This is a genomic window from Dolichospermum sp. UHCC 0352 (assembly GCF_009711925.1).
GTDB classification, from domain to species: domain Bacteria; phylum Cyanobacteriota; class Cyanobacteriia; order Cyanobacteriales; family Nostocaceae; genus Dolichospermum; species Dolichospermum lemmermannii.
Map to the genome: position 1 here is coordinate 46649 of NZ_VIKY01000263.1, position 18468 is coordinate 65116.

The 18468-nt window shown below is 37.9% G+C and carries 17 protein-coding genes and 2 pseudogenes; 14 read left to right on the top strand and 5 right to left on the bottom strand.

Features of this window, described 5'->3' with window-relative positions; translation table 11 throughout:
* Window positions 1-34 precede the first annotated feature (34 nt).
* From FJR06_RS18720 to FJR06_RS18770, 11 genes and pseudogenes are all read left to right on the top strand, one after another.
* Window positions 35-1141 carry a hypothetical protein gene (locus FJR06_RS18720; RefSeq protein WP_168652024.1) on the top strand — a complete coding sequence of 369 codons (1107 nt, stop codon included), beginning with the start codon at window positions 35-37 and terminating at the stop codon, window positions 1139-1141.
* 7 nt (window positions 1142-1148) lie between these two features.
* Complete coding sequence (locus tag FJR06_RS18725) at window positions 1149-1484, top strand: hypothetical protein (RefSeq protein WP_168652025.1); 336 nt, start codon at window positions 1149-1151, stop codon at window positions 1482-1484.
* Complete coding sequence (locus FJR06_RS18730) at window positions 1484-2866, top strand: fatty acid--CoA ligase family protein (RefSeq protein WP_015080889.1); 1383 nt, start codon at window positions 1484-1486, stop codon at window positions 2864-2866. Before FJR06_RS18725 ends, FJR06_RS18730 begins: the two co-directional genes overlap by 1 nt.
* Window positions 2867-2900: 34 nt before the next feature.
* Window positions 2901-4541, top strand: a complete 1641-nt coding sequence (locus FJR06_RS18735; RefSeq protein WP_168652026.1) for a glycosyltransferase family 39 protein — start codon at window positions 2901-2903, stop codon at window positions 4539-4541.
* 42 nt (window positions 4542-4583) lie between these two features.
* Window positions 4584-5057: a GtrA family protein gene (locus FJR06_RS18740; RefSeq protein ID WP_085929749.1), complete on the top strand. Its 474-nt coding sequence runs from the start codon at window positions 4584-4586 to the stop codon at window positions 5055-5057.
* Window positions 5054-5836, top strand: a pseudogene (locus tag FJR06_RS18745) (polyprenol monophosphomannose synthase); the annotation flags it as partial. The gene FJR06_RS18740 and the pseudogene FJR06_RS18745, both read left to right, overlap by 4 nt.
* Before the next feature lie 61 nt (window positions 5837-5897).
* Window positions 5898-6935 (top strand): bifunctional 2-polyprenyl-6-hydroxyphenol methylase/3-demethylubiquinol 3-O-methyltransferase UbiG, encoded by a 1038-nt coding sequence (locus FJR06_RS18750; RefSeq protein WP_168652027.1) that lies wholly within the window; start codon window positions 5898-5900, stop codon window positions 6933-6935.
* 207 nt (window positions 6936-7142) lie between these two features.
* Complete coding sequence (locus FJR06_RS18755) at window positions 7143-9173, top strand: alpha-amylase family glycosyl hydrolase (protein ID WP_168652028.1); 2031 nt, start codon at window positions 7143-7145, stop codon at window positions 9171-9173.
* A 413-nt stretch (window positions 9174-9586) separates the two neighbouring features.
* Window positions 9587-11266: an ABC transporter ATP-binding protein/permease gene (locus FJR06_RS18760; RefSeq protein ID WP_168652029.1), complete on the top strand. Its 1680-nt coding sequence runs from the start codon at window positions 9587-9589 to the stop codon at window positions 11264-11266.
* Between the two features lie 192 nt (window positions 11267-11458).
* Window positions 11459-11596, top strand: a complete 138-nt coding sequence (locus tag FJR06_RS18765) for a hypothetical protein (RefSeq protein WP_217359795.1) — start codon at window positions 11459-11461, stop codon at window positions 11594-11596.
* Window positions 11554-12561, top strand: a pseudogene (locus tag FJR06_RS18770) (IS5 family transposase); the annotation flags it as partial. The gene FJR06_RS18765 and the pseudogene FJR06_RS18770, both read left to right, overlap by 43 nt.
* 196 nt (window positions 12562-12757) lie before the next feature.
* Here FJR06_RS18770 and FJR06_RS18775 read toward each other — a convergent pair.
* Window positions 12758-13879, bottom strand: a complete 1122-nt coding sequence (locus FJR06_RS18775) for an integrase (RefSeq protein WP_254433085.1) — start codon at window positions 13877-13879, stop codon at window positions 12758-12760.
* A gap of 602 nt (window positions 13880-14481) precedes the next feature.
* On the opposite strand from FJR06_RS18775, the gene FJR06_RS18780 reads away from it, so the two are divergent.
* The 3 genes from FJR06_RS18780 (at window position 14482) to FJR06_RS18790 (ending at window position 16203) form a co-directional block, all read left to right on the top strand.
* Entirely contained in the window at window positions 14482-14751 is a 270-nt protein-coding gene (locus tag FJR06_RS18780) for a hypothetical protein (protein WP_015080880.1), read from the top strand.
* Complete coding sequence (locus tag FJR06_RS18785) at window positions 14741-15112, top strand: type II toxin-antitoxin system VapC family toxin (RefSeq protein ID WP_015080879.1); 372 nt, start codon at window positions 14741-14743, stop codon at window positions 15110-15112. The genes FJR06_RS18780 and FJR06_RS18785 overlap by 11 nt, the downstream gene beginning before the upstream one ends.
* A gap of 284 nt (window positions 15113-15396) precedes the next feature.
* On the top strand, window positions 15397-16203 hold the full coding sequence (locus tag FJR06_RS18790) for a hypothetical protein (RefSeq protein WP_015080878.1): 807 nt from the start codon (window positions 15397-15399) through the stop codon (window positions 16201-16203).
* 62 nt (window positions 16204-16265) lie between these two features.
* Here the strand turns inward: FJR06_RS18790 and FJR06_RS18795 are convergent, their stop codons facing one another.
* The 4 genes from FJR06_RS18795 to FJR06_RS18810 all read right to left on the bottom strand — a co-directional run.
* A complete protein-coding gene (locus FJR06_RS18795) occupies window positions 16266-17345 on the bottom strand; it encodes a DUF5131 family protein (protein ID WP_015080877.1) in 1080 nt (359 codons plus the stop codon).
* 67 nt (window positions 17346-17412) lie between these two features.
* Window positions 17413-17688 (bottom strand): hypothetical protein, encoded by a 276-nt coding sequence (locus FJR06_RS18800; RefSeq protein ID WP_015080876.1) that lies wholly within the window; start codon window positions 17686-17688, stop codon window positions 17413-17415.
* 93 nt (window positions 17689-17781) lie between these two features.
* A complete protein-coding gene (locus FJR06_RS18805; RefSeq protein ID WP_041458091.1) occupies window positions 17782-17985 on the bottom strand; it encodes a hypothetical protein in 204 nt (67 codons plus the stop codon).
* 159 nt (window positions 17986-18144) lie between these two features.
* On the bottom strand, window positions 18145-18468 hold a 324-nt coding region (locus FJR06_RS18810), incomplete at its 5' end, for a hypothetical protein (RefSeq protein ID WP_168652030.1).

The following is an 18468-nucleotide window of genomic DNA, read 5'->3' on the forward strand; positions in this document are numbered from 1 at the left end:
ACAATTTGAGGTTTCATTCAGAGTAAAAAATGATATGGATAAAATCACTCTTGCATCCCAACTTCAATTGGAATTTCCCTATTACTACGTATGTCATTATCCATTAGTAGATTTGCATTTACGCCAGAATCAGGGTCGAAGTATACTCAGTCTCCTACCTAATGCTGATTTTTGGAGTATCCCTGTGTTTAGCGTTGATACCACTGATGTAGTGCCGAACCTGGTGATGCAGCGTGGATATAAGCTTTTTCGAGAGGGGATGGATCTATTTGAATTAACTACAACCGGTGAATCTTCCTTCCAAGAGGGACTTGCTCAAATTAGTGCCTCCATAAAACGCAATCAACCAGTAATTCTTACAGGGACGACTTACGAACTACCACATAGTCCAGATTTTCATAATCCAAATTATCTCAAACCGCCGACTAACTCTACATTAGGTGGTAGTTTTATGATCGGTGATCACTATATCACTGTGGTGGGAATAGGATCTGAAGAGGTTTTCATTTATGACCCTATACCTAACAAGTTTCTGGGAACGATTTCTCTTGAGTCCTTAGAAAAATTCTGGCGCGGGAATCTCCAGTTTCCAGAATTTACTCAAGCTAGGGGCTATTCTTTTTTAGTCACTTACGGTATTATCAATGTGACAATTGCAGAGCATTATCAAAATAAAAAGTTTGATTCGGTGGCAATCAATGTTCTAAATAAAGTCAATACTGCTTTTCTGGAGGGGCGGACAAGAAGTAGACCAGGTAGACTTTATTTATCAGGTGTTGCTCTCAACACTTATATCTATGAAGCTTTTTGTGCTTATTACTCCACATCGGGAGAAATTCCGCAATCTTTGGGAAAATGCCTCTTTGATATGCGCTGGAGTCGCTATTATTTGCGGGACTTCCTCCATGATTTGGATCAAGAACTCAATCTTCCTGTCTCAGAACTCGTGGATGAGATTCTCGTGATTATCCAATTGTGGGAAGAGGTTTACAAATCATTTCTGATTATTGTCCGTAAAAACTCCCAGGACAATCAGACTCAAGTGCAAAAATTTATCACTTTTCTGGCTGAGGTGATCAAACGTGAGAAGGAGTTCCACTGTCAGATTCAGGATTGGTTAAGCAAAACAAAAGTGGGGTAAATTTTAAATGTCAGAACCATCCAAGATTAACGAAACTGTTCAGGGTATTGTCCTGGACTGTATTCAGGAAGTAACTACACAAGGCTGGGGTCGTATCCAAATTGAACAGGGTGCTGCTGCTAATATTCTTGCAGGTGGTGGATACATAGATTCTTTGGGACTGACTTCATTGCTGATAGCGATTGAGCAGGATATTGAGGCTGAGTTGGGATTCACGATTAATTTAACTAGCACAATTACCGAAATTACTCCCAGTAGCACTAATCCATTAGCTACGGTGGGATCATTAACTGATTATATAGTTGATTGTATTCACAATGCTACTGTGTGTGGGGGTGTCTGATGGCTATTGAATTTCTATTGGAGAGGTTTGATCAGACCAAAGATGCTGAGGCGTTAATCTGGGGCGACTCCTACGGAGCGCTAGTTCCCGCCGGGACGCAATGCGTTCGCTATCGTTCGGTGCTTTATAGTGAACTTGGGCAATTAGTCAAATTTTGGCAGGAACGATTGCAAAAGGAGGTTGTTCCCAAAGGTGCAGTGATCGCTTTGGAAGCAGATTTTTCACCCAATTCTGTAGCTTTGTTATTGTCCTTACTCCAACATAATTGCATTGTGGCACTGTTAACAGCAGAGATGAAAACCAGTCGGGACGAGTTGCGTCAGATAGCAGAGGTAGAATGGATCATCAAGGTTGGCTTAGATGATAATGTGAGTATTGAGCAGACTGGAACTCAAGCTAGACATGAGCTTCTGCATCAACTGCGCGATCGCCAACATCCCGGACTGATCATTTTTACATCCGGCTCCACAGGCAAAAGCAAAGCTGCTGTCCATGATTTCATTTTAATGCAAGAGAAGTTCCAAACGGTAAGACCTGCCCAAAGAACACTACTATTTTTATTATTTGACCATATTGGTGGTATTAACACTCTCCTGCACGTTCTCGCCAATGGGGGATGTGCAGTTATACCTTTAGATCACTCTCCAGAAACAGTAGCAGCAGCGATCGCCAAGCATCGGATACAAGTATTACCCACCTCACCCACCTTTCTCAATCTTCTACTTCTGGGTGGTGTTCACCAGAGATACGACCTTAGTTCCTTAGAAATTGTTACCTATGGGACAGAAGTGATGCCAGAAAGCGTTTTGAGCAATTTAAATCAGCTTTTTCCCAATATCCGTTTCCATCAAACCTACGGACTCACCGAACTGGGTATCATGCGTTCAAAATCCCGTTCCTCTGATTCTCTCTGGTTTAAGGTGGGTGGGGAAGGATATGAAACCCGCATCGTCAATGGAATGCTGGAAATTCAAGCCAAAAGTGCCATGCTAGGCTACTTAAATGCTCCAGCACCTTTTACACCAGATGGTTGGTACATGACGGGAGACTTGGTGGAAATTGACGGTGATTGGCTAAAAATTCTCGGACGCAAATCCGAATTGATTAATGTTGGTGGACAAAAGGTTTATCCTGCTGAAGTAGAGAATGTTTTACAGACTATGGAAGGTGTGCTAGAAGTGTCCGTTAAGGGTGAAGCAAATCCCATTACTGGAAATATAGTTACCGCTAAGGTTCGTCTGACAACAGATGAATCTCTGCGGGAATTTCGGATCAGATTACGAGCCTTTTGCCAAGATAAGTTAGAGTCTTACAAAATTCCTATGCGAGTTATGTTGGTGAAAGAAAAACTGCATAGCGATCGCTTTAAGAAAACCCATTAGCTTCTAATCAGAAAAAAAATTCTCACATCATCAAATGAACCAATCACAACTACTAACAAAAACAAATCCCCCAAGTTGGTTAAAAATTTTAGTAATAATCTTCATGGGATTAAGTATTTTCTGTCGGTTTACCAATTTAGGGCAAAAAATTTATTCCAGTGATGAAAATTGGACATCTGTAGCAATTTCTGGACACACATTAAACGAGTTGAAACAGGAAGTTTCTCAAAATCAAGGCATAATTCCCATTAGTAATTTTGACAAATATCAACATATTAATCTAGATCGCGGTGTGGCTGATACAGTAAATTATTTAATCACCTCAGACCCACAGCATCCCCCTTTGTATTACGTTATGGTCAGATTGTGGGCGGAAGTATTTGGAGATTCGCCGGCAGGAGTGAGGAGTTTATCAGCAATCATCAGTTTATTGATTTTTCCTACTGTATATTGGCTCTGTTTAGAGTTATTTGATTCAGCCGTTGTGGGATGGATAGCAATGGCATTAATTGCTGTGTCTCCCCTACAATTATATTTTGCTCAAGAAGCACGTCAATATACTTTATGGATGGTGGAAATCCTTGGATCAAGTGCTGCTTTATTGCGAGCTATGAAACAAGAAAATAAAATTAATTGGGCTTTGTATAGCCTATCTTTAGTCTTGGGTTTATACACCCATTTATTCACGTTTTTGATCATGATATCTCATGGTATTTATGTAATTATTCAACAACAGTTTCATTTTACAAAAACTTTCATTAATTATCTAATTAGTACAATCGCTGCCTTTTTAATATTTTTACCTTGGTTGCTTGTATTTATCACCCATCTTCAAACAGCATTAGCGTTAACTTCAGGGTTTGGCATAAAATATATCAATAATCCTTTCGAGCTAATTGCTATTTTTCTAGACCGAGTTACTCGCATATTTTTTGATCTAAATTTTACTACAAGTATAATACTTGCCCGCTTCACTGATGAAGGTTCTTTATACTATAGTATTACTTCGTTAATATTTAGCTTAATTCTAATTATTTATTCCCTATTTCTTCTAGTAAGAAATTATCAAAATAAAGCTTATTTATTTATTTTTCTATTGGGAGGATTTCCTAGTTTATTGTTGATGGTATATGACATAACCTCTGGAGGAAGTCGGTCTCTTCAAGTCCGCTACCAATTGCCTTTATATCTTTGCTTAGAAATTACGGTAGCTTATCTTTTAAGTTTTGCTTTTCAAATTCTGCAAGAGCAACTTTGGCGGAGAAAAATAGCTCAATTACTGATGGTTTTATTTCTTTTAGCTGGATTAGTTTCTGATGTTACATTTTTTCAAGCTCGGAGTTGGTGGACGCAATCAAGTAGTAGATTGATTATCCAAACTATTCAAACTATGAATAAATCAGAAAGTCCATTATTGGTAATTAATAACGCTCCTATAAATTTAGGAGGAATTTTAGCTTTAAGTCATTATTCTCCAAAAGTTCCTTTATTGCCAGTAGCAGACAATGAAATTATGCAAATTCCTGAAAATTATCATCAGATTTTCTTCATACAAAATAATAGTCGGTCATTCCATCAAATGGAACAGGATGAAAAGTATGCTGAAAAAGCAATAATAGTATTGGATATACCACCGGGAGGTTTATGGGAATTTGAGAAAGGTCAGCAATCATAAACATTGATTTTGAAAGTAAAATTATCAATAGAGAAAAAGGCAATGAATCATTTTCTGGAGATTACCAATCTCATCAACAGACTGCAATTAAGTTCTTCTTGGGTTTTTCTCAGTCGTCTGGTTCGTTTCGCTATTGTAGGTTTAAGTGGTGTATTTGTAGATTTGGGAGTATTTTACTTTCTACATACATTCTTAGGTTGGTTATTAACTCCCAGTGGAATGCTTTCTACCGAAGTGGCAATTATTAATAATTTTCTCTGGAATGATGTATGGACATTTGGTGATATATCTGATTCACAACAGTTAGATAATAAGCGATTACAAAGGTTTTTCAAGTTTAATCTAATTTGTTTTTTCGGACTGATTTTAAATAGTTTAATTGTGAATTTTTTAGTTTATAAATTTGAAATCAATGAATATATGGCAAAATTGATAGCAATTATTTGTGTGACATTCTGGAATTTTGGTATTAATTTAAGGTTGAACTGGCAAATTAAGGAAACAACAGAATCATGATCACTAATAGCTTAAACGACTTGATATCAGTCCCGGTGGGAACGTTAAAAATTCCGGCATTGTCAGAACTTTCGCAGTCTAACGAGCCTGTTTATTGCTCTTTGATTATTCCTACATACAATGAAAGCAAGAACATTTTAGCAGTGGTGCATTTGTTAAGCCATTTGCTTGATGAAGCGTTACCAAATAATTATGAATTGGTTGTAATTGATGATGATAGTCCCGATCGCACATGGGAAATTGCCCAGGGACTAACAAAAGATTATCCTCACCTGCGGGTGATGCGTCGTCAGGGAGAACGAGGCCTATCTACTGCGGTGATTAGGGGTTGGCAGGTAGCTCAAGGGCAAATACTAGCAGTAATTGATGGGGATTTACAACATCCGCCAGAGGTATTAATAAAGTTATTAGAGGCGATCGCCCAGGGAGCGGATCTTGCTGTTGCTAGTCGTCATGTAGAAGGTGGTGGAACTAGTGATTGGCAATGGCATCGGCGATTTTTATCACGGGGGGCGCAATTCTTGGGATTGATGATTTTACCCAGTGTCGTTAGTCGTGTTTCTGATCCCATGAGTGGTTATTTTTTAGTCCGTCGAGAAGCGATCGCCCAGCAATCAATGAATCCCCTGGGTTACAAGATTTTAATTGAAGTATTAGGGCGATGTCAGATTAATCGTATTACAGAAGTCGGCTATGTGTTTCAAGAGCGTCAAGAAGGAGCGAGCAAAGTCACTTGGCGACAATATTTAGAGTATTTAATGCACTTAATCCGGCTGCGTTTTTAATAGTATAATCACTGTCAATAAATTTTGTTTGTTTTACGTTCACTCAGGTATAATCATGGAAAAAATTACTGCTACAGTCTACGACACAATTGACCCCTACCAATGGGTAACAGATATAGCTCATCAAGCCTGGAAAACTAGAGATCAGGAAGTTTGGGCTAACAACATTCAAGACTTGATTACACCTGACGCAGTTGTTCTTGATGCTGGATGTGGATTAGGAAGATTACTGCCTCGGTTTTGGTCAGCTAAAAAGATTGTTTTGGTCGAACCAGATCAAAAGAGATTTTTGCACGCTTCCGTAGTAGCTAAATGTTTGCTTAATCAAGACCAAAAACTATTAGAAAAATTAAAGGATGACGGGTTTTGGCAAACTGATGAATATAATGGTTTACTCAAGGAAGCACATACATCACCAGTTAAAAGTGATAAAGTTCATCTTCTGAATGATGTCATGCAAAGTCCAGCTATTGAGCAATATGGAAAGTTTGATCTCATCGTTTGTTCCCACATTTTTGAACATATTTCTTTAGACATTATCCAAGAAAGTATCGCCGCTTTTTATAACTTTCTGAAGCCAAATGGTTCTTTAGTAATATTTGCTTGTAAATCTCCCATCCTCTATCACAAGAAGGCCAGTAAAGAGTTTTCTACTCATCTTCTGATTGCACGAGCAGAATTTGCTGAAACTTGCAAAGGTGGTCCGTCCGCAGGTTTAGGAGTCAGATATATGCCATTTGAACTGTTCCAATCAATCCTTTCTAATCCGTTCAATCCCACATTACAAGAGACATTTGGAGATGAGTTTAAATCCAAATCAGAACATTATCAACTTCCTACCACACCGCTATTTACCATCAAGCAATGGGAGGCATATCATTCTGAGTTTTATACTCACAAAACTATGGAAGTGGGAACATATATTGAATATCCACAAATTCAGGCTCTTCTCTATCATCCAGTTAAACCAATAGAGAGTGTGGCAGAAGTATTAGAACTTGAACATCAAGTTAATCAAAATGAAACGTTGAAAAAAATGCATTTGATTGATATGGTTGTAGTCGCAAAAAAAATGAACCCTGATATTTTTTAGACTTCAACAATAAATCCAGGACTTACGCAACTGGCACATTGGCAAGGTGCATCAGACAGCAAAAATTTAGCAAATAAACAGATTGTTGATATCTGATGCACCCTACAATAGATTTTTGGTGTGACACTTGCGTAAGTCCTAAAATCCTTAAAATGCTGATGATCATTAGTTTTCCAACACACCATTTTTAATTCGGAGGAATGCTATATGCGCTATTTTGATGAATACTGTGAAATACATTTAGACCCTAACATTGCACCATATACATGGGTGTTTAGAACTAACGAGAAAATCTGTATCAGATTTGGTGTTCACTTATCCAAACATCCAGATTTGGGGCAGATAGCTTATGAGTTAAATGATGGACAAGGATATTGCGATATAGATCGCATTGTAGCACAGCCGGAAAGCGTCATCGAAAATGGCTTTAAAATGTTTTCAGTCGTCTTACCTCCTATTGGAAATGGCGGAGGATATGAATATAGGTTAGGATACGTGGATACTGATGGGAATGAACATACAAGTGAGCGATCGCAGTTCCTCTTTATCTGCGATGAAGCACCACGTTCAATGGCAGAAATTCCCTCCCTATTTCTCGGATTTGTCAATAATCAGCCCCTGTATGGACCTAAACCATCAGTGTCCATCACACCTGGTCCTGATGATTGGAATTCTCGTTTATTTTACTCAATCATTATTGATAGATTTGCTCGCAGTACGGACAACGATAACACTGGTCTAAGTGCAGTTAAATATGATCCATCTTCTCCCCATGCCAGTCATGGCGGCACAATTCGCGGTGTAACTGACCAGATAGCATACTTGAAAGCACTAGGAATCAGAGTCATTATTCTGAGTCCTGTCTATGTCAACGAGGCTGATGGTTATCATGGCTATCATCCTATTCATTTATTAATGGTTGATCCCCGTCTGGGTACACTTGAATGTCTGCGTGAATTGGTGAAAAAAGCGCATGAAGCTGATATTGCCGTCATTTTAGATGTAGTTGTCAATCACATCGCAGATAGCATTAACTGGGAAGAATATGGCGGTCCACCAGGGGGAGAATTCAAGTATGTGCAAGGTGAAGAAGCTGCGGTTATGCCTTTTCCCATCGAGGCACGTAATACGGCGCTTTTTCACGGACCAGAATACACCGACATGGTGAATCAAAGACTCTTTGGGTTTCTCGAAGACTGGCGCACGGAGACGAAATATGTCCGCGAGTTACTGATTCAACACCTTAAATACTGGATTGCCGAAACAGATATTGATGGTTTTCGCTACGATTCAGCCCGTCATGTTGGGGTTGATTTTTGGGAACCTTGTGTAGAAGAAATATTAAGATATGCAACACATCTAGGGAAAAAAGAATTTATACAAATAGCAGAACACGCAGGAAGCACCCACGCAGAAGTAATTGAATATAATAGTGCCAAATTTTCCGGTTTGATTGACTATCCAACCTACTATTCTATTAAAAATAGTCTGGCTGATGGTCATTGGCTAGGAGGTTTTGCAGATTATTGTTGTGGTTTTCTAAAACCATCGCAGCAATATCATCATGGTTGGCAGAATAATCTGATGTTCCTGGATAACCAAGACACAACCAGAATTTTTCATCAATTCTTGTGTCGGATGGAAAATCGAGATGAAGCGCGAGTCCGGTTACATTTTGCCCTTGCTTGTTTAATTTTAGGTCCACAAACACCTTTTATCTATCAAGGAACAGAACAAGAGTTTTGTGGTGCTTTAGGAGTATATCAATGTGAGGATACAGGGAATTGGCTGGGTCATGATTGTTATGTACGGGAGGATATGTTTGAAAATCCTGCTTGTGCTTGGCAGTTTGGGTCAATTAATCGGAAAACCTTTCAGCCATATAGTCAACACCATCCCACTTTTTTACTAATTCACAAACTTGCTGAAATTCGTGGGCAAAACAAACTGATTCAAAATGGCACAAGAACCTTATTGTGTTCTCATGAAAATGGTATGTGGTGTGTGCTTATTCATGGTACTGGTGATCAACAACCGCTGTTAATAGCCATGAATTTGGGAATTACTCCCGTATCTGAGCAGAGTTTAAAGATTCCTAGCTGCTATGGAGATTTTTGTACAATTGATATCCTAATTACTACGTCAGGTGGATTACTTAAACTGGTGGCAGACGAAATACAAATTCAGCTTTCAGCTTTTACATTTATGCTGGGGAAACTATCCAAAAGTCTTTCTTGAATATTAATATTTTGAGTATTTTAGCCAAGTTATACATCTAAATTTGTGATACAAAATTCAATCGGCTACTGAGAGGATGTTTGAAAAGTATCAGAATTAATCGAGATCCCCCCAACCCCCCTTACAAAGGGGGGCTAAATTCCTCAAAGTCCCCCTTTTCAAGGGGGATTTAGGGGGATCTGCGGGTGTCAGATACCACACGAAAAAGTTTTCAAACAACCTCTGACTCTATTATCAATACATATAATCCACACAGCTTAATCGTTTGATTCTATTGTTTGAATTAAGATTTTACTCTTTTCTCTTTTGCTTATGATATAAGGGATATAGTAATGCTAAACTCCTACACATCTAGGTTTAGCAAAAAAATCTGGAGTCAACTAAAATCATTAACACTGATTAACCATATAAAGATGAATGGATTTAAACTCAGAGCAGTATCGCAATTTTGGGCGATCGCCAAACTCTATTGGTTAGGTAATGAAAAACGAGGTGCGATCAGTTTACTTGGACTTCTAGCGATTTTACTATTCGCTAATACTCAAGTTAAGGTTTTTCTAAATACCGTACAGGGAAACCTGATTTCTGCCCTTTCGGTTCGTAATAGTACAGGATTTTGGCAAGGTATAACAGTTGCTTTTGCTGGAATTGTTATCTTTGGTTTTTTAAACTCTGGCTATGGCTATTTACGAGAAATAATCGGTTTATATTGGCGCAAATGGTTAACCCATGATTTACTCAATCAATATTTTCAAAATCGTGCTTTTTATGAATTGAGTAATTTTGATAAAGAAATTGATAACCCAGACCAACGTATTTCTGAAGACGTTGCTAATTTTTGTCAGCAATCTATTGGTTTCTTGGTCAATTGTCTGGAGTCAATTTTGGTAGTGATTGCATTTAGTGTCATTCTCTGGTCTATTTCTCCTAATTTAGTTATTGCTTTAATACTCTATTCTATATTAGCTTATACAATTACTATTGTTTTTTATGGTAAAAAATTAACTCAACTCAATATTGAACAACTCAGAAAAGAGGCTAATTTTCGCTTCAGCTTAGTTCGCATTCGAGAAAATTCTGAGTCTATCGCCTTCTATAATGGCATATCTCAAGAAGAAAACAAAGTTAAATTTATATTTAATCAAGTATTTAATAATTTTAAAAAATTAATCCTCTGGTCAGAAGTATATTTAAATGTATTTAAATATCAATTTGGTTATCTGCCTTGGATTATCCCAGCGTTAATTTTAGGAAACCAAATTCTCTCAGGGGAAACTGAAGTAGGCAAAATCACCGAAGCTGGAGGAGCTTTTGGACAAGTTGCTTTTTCAGTGAATTTGATTATGTATCAATTTGAAAAATTTACAAAATTTGCTGCGGCCATTAATCGGTTATATGTTTTTCATGAATATCTCCAAAAATCCAGAAAATCAACTGCTGATAACAGCAATATTCAGATACTAAAAGAAAACAGATTAGCATTTGAAAATCTGACTGTTCAGACTCCTAACTATGAAAAAACCCTATTTCAAAACCTTTCTCTAGAATTACAAGCGGGTCAAAGCTTACTTGTCATGGGAGATAGTGGTTGTGGGAAAAGTTCTTTATTGCGTGTCTTAGCTGGCTTATGGAATTCAGGAACTGGTGTAATTGTGCGTCCAGAATTAGAAGAAATACTATTTTTACCTCAGCGTCCTTACATGATTTTAGGTACTCTGCGAGAGCAGTTAATCTATCCCCATAGCAATGCTAATATTAGTGATGAAGAACTTTATCAAATCATCAAGTTAGTGAATTTATCAGACTTAGCCACAAGATTTGGGGGTTTAGATATAGAGAAAGATTGGAGTGAAATTCTTTCTTTAGGAGAACAACAAAGATTAGCTTTTGCTCGGCTTTTAATCACTAAACCCAAATATGCTATCTTAGATGAGGCTACTAGTGCGTTAGATGTTAAAAATGAAGAAAAACTTTATAATTTGCTGATAGATATAGAGACAACCTTTATTAGTGTTGGACATCGCCCGACTCTCAAAAAATATCATCAAATTGTTGTTAATCTTTCAGCTTCAGGTCATTCCACTGGAGTTTAGACTAAGAGAACTCCACAAAAAAGAGGGCGCAGATAGCGGCTGGGGGATACTGAAAAATAGAGTAGATAAGTAGGGCTTGCTGAATAAACATAAAACCGGGACAAATAAATGACTTGATGGGGATAGAAAGTGAAAAAGGTGCAAGAAAAAGAGTTAAAATGGGTAAAATCCCTTGCATCAAGGCGCATTAAGATGTATATAAAATCGCAAGAACAGGAAACAGCACCGGAAAAGTTTCAACAACCCTTCGAGGAGAAATTGGCATTAGATAACCGATGGGTAATCATGCCACCTGTAGACCAGCAGATGTCAGTTATCCCACAGACTTAGGATTATTAAATCAAGCCAGAAAGCGCACAGAAACAATTATAGATATTCTATATAAATCTCTAGAAGGAAAAACTATAAACAAACCAAGAACTTACAGAAATATAGCTAGAAAAGATTACTTATTAGTAGCCAAAAAAAGGAGACCAACTGTTCAAGAAAGAACAAAAGCTATTAAACAACAACTGCAATATATCAAAAGAAATTTATCTCATATCCAGCAATTAATTGAGCTAAGTACCTCACTCTCAGAACTGAGTAACAGACAATATAAAATGTTGTTAGTAGTAGCAGAAATTCATCGTCAACAACTGTGGTTATATGAAAATAAAAAACAGAAAATAGAAGACCGTATAGTCAGTTTAACTCAACCACATATCCGTCCAATTATCAGAGGCAAAGCGGGTAAAAGGACAGAATTTGGGGCAAAGTTATCAGCTAGTTGTTATGATGGATATGTGTTTTTAGACCACATCAGTTGGGATAATTTTAACGAATCAGGAGACTTAAAATCGCAGGTAGAAGCATACAAAACTGACACTGGATATTATCCTGAATCCGTTCATGTGGATAAAATTTATCGGACAAGAGAGAATCGAGCTTGGTGTCAAGAAAGAGGAATTAGAATCAGTGGTCCGCCGTTGGGAAGACCACCTAAAAATGTCAGTAAAGAAAATAAGAAACAGGCTGCTTATGACGAAGGTATTCGTAACTATATTGAAGGTAAATTTGGGCAGGGTAAACGAAGATTTAGTTTGGGTAGAGTCATGGCTAAACTTCCTCATACCTCTCTAACTGCTATTGCTATTACTTTTTTAGTTATGAATCTTTCTACCTTACTATCAAGGGGTTTTTGGGGATTTTTATGGCAATTTTTCCAAATAATCTCTTTTTTCTTTAATTCGATTAGAAAAAGTGATGTTTTGCCTAATTTTAAACAACAAAAACTTATCTTTGCTTTTGCCTAACTACCTAGTTAATTTTTTTTGCCTTTTTCCACTTTTTCAGCAAACCCTAAGTAGGGGGTAACTGTTCACAGGATTAATTCGGCTACCAGAAAAAATAAGTAGAAAGACATGGTAGAGTAGAAGGCATGGAAAAAATCTGCCACATCTGCCACACCTATAAAATGGAAATACTGGTGGGAGTCAACCTTCTCCTTCTCTACTCCCACAAGTTCCTGCCCCTAAATAAGTTTAAGTTATAAATACTGCTGTGTTTTGCGTAGTTATTCATTTGTACTCCAGATGGATTAGCAAGTGATTGTTCGTGACCCGCCCAACTAGCAGCGAACTGCTTGCAGCAGCGCTTCGCTATCGCCACCGGGATTTTGTATTCTGTGGATAACCTTATGCAGTAGGCGTGGCGCAAACAGTAAGCAGTGAAAGGGATGTTTGCGCGAGAAAATGCTTTAGTTACTCGCTGTCCATATTCCTTGAAAGTTTTAGCAGTGCATGGTGATGGGTGCTGATTCCATAATTCCCAATCTTTGACCCACTCCAAATAGTACGGATAAACTTCTCTGTAACCTGTTTTACCTTGATTAACTTTTAACAGATATGGGTGTTCTGAGGAAATTTCACAGAAAAATATTTCATGTGGTCTGAGTCCATAAGTCGCTAAAACTCCATAAGCCCATTGCCAGTAATTTTTAAATAATTTTCTGTTGGATTCTATTTCTGCCTTGCTGGGAATATAGCGGGGTGTAGTTTCGCTGATACCATAGTTTCCCGTATAAGGTTTAAGGTCAATGTTTATATTTGCAAATTTAGCTAATGCCGTTAATTTCTCGCATACCAATTGCCTCTTTCTGGTGTTAGCTGGTACTTGAGATGCAGCCGCTAATATCGTTTCTGGGGTAAGTTCATCTTCCAAAAGTCGCCATGCTGGCAAGTAATCTGATTTCCAGGTGGTTTCGGTTATAGGAGTTTTCCCCTTGCGGTTGTAGTAATCAGCCTCAAATTTCTCAATCCATAATTTAGCGTTGTCAGTGGTATTTTCAGTAATTGCTAATTCCTTGACAAGATATTCAGACCACTCAAATTTCCCCTGGGCCAATAAACCTCCAACTTTCTTGGCTTCTGATTCAGCAAATTGTAACCCAGCAGGATTGGCGTAAATCCCCAAAGATAAAAGCTGTTGGTAAGGTGGCTTGTCTATTCCTGGTTTTGGCGGAAATGTGGCACGAAGTGAGAGACGATCTCCCCGCTGATAAACCACTACACCGATATTGCCGGCTTTTAATCTTGCGTTAACCTCGTCTAATGTCCACTTCTTGCTGTTCATTGATCTAAAGTTGATCTATTATTCTGTTATTTTCCACTAAATTCTAAAGTGTTGCGGCACGATGGAGAAATATCAAAAGGTTAATATAACAGGGCATTGAAACGACAAAACCCCTGATTTCTCAAGGGTTTCACTAGGGCCAGCAGTTGGATTTGAACCTACGACCTTCCGATTACAAGGCAGAATTTATTTATCTAAAACCCAGTGTTAGCAATGGTTTTGGCTACATCTAAAATAATTGATCTAATTTTGAGCTACCCTATTAATGCTGTAATAATTTTTAACAAAGTGTTCCTATTTGTAATGCCCACTAATCCTACACTACCCGTTTTAACAACATGGACACTATTTACACCCAATTTCTCGGATAATAATTATCCATCAAAAAATGATAATTTGACACAGGTTCTCCACTTAAATTAAGAGAGTTTGATCTTATTTTTTTCAAAATGAGAATTGCTGCTCGGAAGGAGTTAGCATTGATGGAGGATTTGATTCCGTTGTTGCACAAGCTGGCGCAGGGGCGAGAAATTTCGGGGTTGGGGGCGTATGAGCAGTAATATAGATATCGTCGGTACTAGACAAACGACATAAAAACAGCTATGAACCCTATTTTGCAACAAATTCAACACCATGCTGCCGCTCTACCGATATCATCGCAAGCGGAGTTACTGAATTATGCTGTTTATTTAGAACAAAAAGCACGAGAAAAAACGCCTATCACTTTAAACCAAGTAAGGCGCGAAGGTTTGGCGCAAGCATTGGCGCAGGCGGTGGCGTTAAATCCTTTTGCAGAAATTACTGATCCAGTTGTTTGGCAGCGTGAACAACGCCAAGATCGCAATTTGTTCGGGAGAGACGATGCTGATTGATAGTAATTTGATTATTTATGCCACTCAGCCGCCATATACGCAGTTGCGTAGCTGGTTGGTGAATTATGCCACGCATTATTCTGCGATTAGTCGTTTGGAAACATTGGGCTACCATCGTTTAGGTGAGGCTGAAAAACAGGCCATCATGGCGATTTTAGATAACTTGGATGTTTTGATGATCAATAAAGTTACGCTGGAAATTGCGGTGGCTTTGCGCCAACAGCGAAAAATGTCCGTAGGTGATGCCCTAATTGCTGCAACCTGTTTAGATTCTGATCTACCGTTAGCAACGGCAAATATAAAAGATTTTGAGTGGATAGAGGGTTTGGTGATCCACAATCCATTGGAGCTAGGGAGTTAGCATTTTATGGATGATTTGATGGCGCAGGGGCGGGACATTTCGGGGTTGTTTACAAAAGAGGCTGTTTTGGATTGGGAAACACAGCATGGGGGTGAGCTATGAGTGTGCCTAAGTTGCGCTTTCCTGAGTTTTGGAATACGGGGGAGTGGGAAATGTTCACGGCGATTCCCAGGTCGCGCTAGTTACACTATCGCTCGGTATTTTAGATGGATACACCGATGGAAGAAATAGTCAAATTTTAGGAGGTATAATTAAATCTAAATATTCTCTTTTAAATTAAAAAAATGACTGAATTTGATTTTATAGAATCTATACCAGGTTTTATTTCCCTGGTTGATCTAAATTGTAGATACTTGAGAGTCAACAACAATTTATCTACTTTATTTAAAGATAGCGTTGAAGGTAAAATAGCAGGTGACAAATGCTATGACCAAGCTAGAGAAATAAAAAAATTGATTAATTCCCCAGTGGGAACAGAGACAAATTGGGAATATCATCATGATGATATATGCTTGGCAGTTTGTAGCAAACGGTGTGAAAATTTTATCATTAACCAAGCAATTGATATTACTGACAGAAAAAGCTTAGAGCAAAAGCTTTCTGCATTAGCTAAACGACAAGATGCCTTACTAAAAGCTATTCCTGAAGCGGCTGAATCCGGTTCTAGCAGACGCTCTAGTGAAGAATTAAAAACGCTTGTTAAGTTATTAACTCAACGTCCGATAATTGAGAAAGAATCTACTGAATCTCTGATAAAATTAGAGGTGGAGTTAAGAGAAAATACTGCTAAAATCCAAAATATTGAAAAACTTCTTTTTTGGGATGATACCTCGCTTTTGGGACGAATTAAAGAGCTTGAAATTCACCAGAATAATGATAATGTGAACTGGCATGAAATTGAAACAAGCAAAAAAAATATAGAGAAATTATCTGAAATTGCCGGCATTATTGTTAACATTCCAGGTGGAGGAAGAACAATATTTGTGACATTAATCATAGTTAATGTTTTAACTACCTTTTTTGTAGATATTGCTGCAAGGGTGGTAGACATCCATGAAATAATTCCAATAGTTAGAGATGCAAAGCCTTAAAATAATTTGTAATTCGTAATTAAACCCCAAAATTACGAATTGCGAATTAGTAATTAAAAATGTTATTGATTTACCAATAGAAACTCCCTAATTTGTAAATCTTCTGGAAATTCAGATAAAATTCCACCTTTTTTATCACTGATTTTGTAGGGTGCATTATCTAACATTGGTTTTGCTCCAAGTTGTTTGATAAATATTCGTACTTGGGCTTTTTGGCAAGCTTTGGTGAGCGATAGCGAAGCGCTGCTGCAAGCAGTTCGCAAATGTTCAATCTCACAAACACGGGCATTGTGTCCAGACTCCCCACCAAGAATGCACCAACTTAGTCGGGGTATACACTGATTACAAATTGCTAATCCAGCTACAGGTGCAGCGTCAACAGCATAGAGAATGTCCCGTTGTTCACCGCAGCCATCACAGATACCCGCACCAATAAACTCGCTTAAATACTCTGATAAATCAATATCTTCCAAAACTGGTTCACAACTGAGAAAACGAATTTTGGCAGGTGTTTTTAGCAGATAATAAACATCTTCAGCGTCTTTCTGTGTGCATACTGAATACCCCAACCACAGATGATCCAATGGTAACTTGAGTTCCGTTTCCTCTAAGAATCTGCAACTTTCCTCAACCAATTTGCGTACCCGTTTTGTTAGCTTGGTTTCTAGTATTTCGGATTTAGCTTTCACCAATGCAGATTGAATCTTTTGGAGACGGTCAGGACTGGTGAAATACTGGTGCATAATTTCCGGGCGTTTGGTGAGAATTTGGTAAATGTTCCACCGGGCGATGATCATATAGGCCACAGCTTCATCTATGAACTCAAAGGGAACTTTTTCATGAAATAAATCCCCCAAATTAGCGACAAATACGAGTTCGGGGTTTTCCCAATTTCCCCATTCCAAAATCCATTTTAAGCGTTGGGGTTGTAGATTGATTTGCCCTGTCCATTGCAGTTTACCATTGGTTGATTTTCTGACTGTTCCTGCAAAAACATCGGATATTTTGGGGTTGGGATGATGTGAATGAATCCAACTTTCTAACACTGCATAGCAATTCGCGCAGCCGTCCGAATCTGGATCACACCCCGTTACTATTGGCCATGTATTACCAGTCCATTCAATATTAGAATCTTTACTCATTTTTTTATCCTTATTAATTAACATCAAACATTAAAAAAAGCCGGGATAACCCCAGCTTAATTGTCATTTAATTACCATAGATATCACCTTCTGGTATATATTCATCGGCAACAGGGGAATTACCATTAACAGTGAAAGTCTCTACTGGTTTGGATTTATCAAGCAGTTTTCTGTATTCTTCTCTGACAGCTTCCCGACATTTATCTTGGAGAAGTTGAGTACACATATCCTCGTTTTCTCCTTCTGATATTGATGCCCAGAGTGAACAGCCTAATACGGCACTATTAAAGTCGCCTAAGTTAAACTTTCTTTCGTAGCTAACTGCGATGGTTTTGATGAACATTTTAACCTCTATTTTTATTGAAAATTAACCAAAATCATTAAGCGGTAGCATTAAAAAAAGCCGGGATTTCTCCCAGCCTGTAATTCCAATTAATTAACTGTTTTCAGGACTCCTTTGGGCAATCTCAGCAGAAATTTCCTGGTACATATCGTATGCACCAATGCAATCATCAGGTAGATTACTTGGATATTTATAGCCATATCTTAGTAAGGCATAAAGTAAATTGATTTCATCATCATCGAAGTTAGCAAACCGAGATTGATTAGTTTCGAGATTATTACAAATTGATTCAGGCATATTTTTCTCCATTATGTAACATTAATGATTACCAATACCACTAAGCGGTAGCACTAATCATTTTCTAAACATGACAACATTAATAGGCTGGGAAACCCCAACCCGATTAATTACTGATAAACTTCTAAAAAGACCCAGGAATAAACCTGAGTCAAATAACTAGATAAAAGATGTTTTCTTATTAGCAAGTTCAATTAATTCATCTACAAATTTACATAAAGTTTCCATATCATCATTTGGAGCTTTACGAACTTGTATAAACGTTTCATCTAAATCTGGTTTATCACCATCTCCCATCAGTCCGGGGTCAAACAAGATATGAACTAATGCTACCTTAGTGTTCTTAGCCCATCTGCTAACTTGAATTTCATAATGTCCATATAATCCATCATCATAGCGATGATCTTTACATATAAACATGGAACTCTCTAAAAACTCTATAAACTTTTTATCCTGTGAAATCCAGGTTCTTTTTTCCATTTT